Origin of the sequence: Chromobacterium sp. ASV23, assembly GCF_016428945.1 — a bacterium.
Taxonomy (GTDB): domain Bacteria; phylum Pseudomonadota; class Gammaproteobacteria; order Burkholderiales; family Chromobacteriaceae; genus Chromobacterium; species Chromobacterium sinusclupearum.
This window is the reverse complement of record NZ_JAELTR010000139.1, coordinates 1-905: the sequence shown is the minus strand read 5'-3', so window position 1 is coordinate 905 and position 905 is coordinate 1. Positions and strand designations below refer to the sequence as shown.

Annotated in this window: 2 tRNA genes and 1 rRNA gene; all 3 read right to left on the bottom strand. The window is 54.9% G+C overall.

The window, feature by feature from the left end:
• Positions 1 to 27: 27 nt before the first annotated feature.
• Positions 28 to 103 (bottom strand) — tRNA-Ala (locus JHD59_RS21960).
• Between the two features lie 118 nt (positions 104 to 221).
• Positions 222 to 298 (bottom strand) — tRNA-Ile (locus JHD59_RS21955).
• A gap of 83 nt (positions 299 to 381) precedes the next feature.
• A 16S ribosomal RNA gene (locus JHD59_RS21950) occupies positions 382 to 905 on the bottom strand; the annotation flags it as partial.

Here is a 905-nt window from a genome sequence, read left to right as displayed (position 1 = left end):
CGAGTTCGCTTTTGTTTGCACTGTAAGTGGTGGAGGATGACGGGATCGAACCGACGACCCCCTGCTTGCAAAGCAGGTGCTCTCCCAACTGAGCTAATCCCCCGCTAAACCCGAAATACCGCGTTGCTCAGTCGCTCGTGTGCATCAGCACACGTCGCTTCTTCGCGCCTTGTCTTTCGGCTTTATCTCCGGGTGCCAGTTCAGATCACCCAGATGAATACTGGTGGGTCTGGTAGGACTCGAACCTACGACCCCTGCGTTATCAACACAGTGCTCTAACCAGCTGAGCTACAAACCCAGTTGACTCGGCAGCTTGCGCTGCCATGCCCTTAACCACAAATAACCGATAGGTTGTAAGTACTTGACGATCGCCTTCTCTAGAAAGGAGGTGATCCAGCCGCAGGTTCCCCTACGGCTACCTTGTTACGACTTCACCCCAGTCATGAATCCCACCGTGGTAAGCGGCCTCCTTGCGGTTAGCCTACCCACTTCTGGTGAAACTCACTCCCATGGTGTGACGGGCGGTGTGTACAAGACCCGGGAACGTATTCACCGCAGCATGCTGATCTGCGATTACTAGCGATTCCGACTTCACGCACTCGAGTTGCAGAGTGCGATCCGGACTACGATCGGTTTTATGAGATTGGCTCCACCTCGCGGCTTCGCGACCCTCTGTACCGACCATTGTATGACGTGTGAAGCCCTGCTCATAAGGGCCATGAGGACTTGACGTCATCCCCACCTTCCTCCGGTTTGTCACCGGCAGTCTCATTAGAGTGCCCAACTTAATGATGGCAACTAATGACAAGGGTTGCGCTCGTTGCGGGACTTAACCCAACATCTCACGACACGAGCTGACGACAGCCATGCAGCACCTGTGTTACGGCTCCCTTTCGGGCACCAAG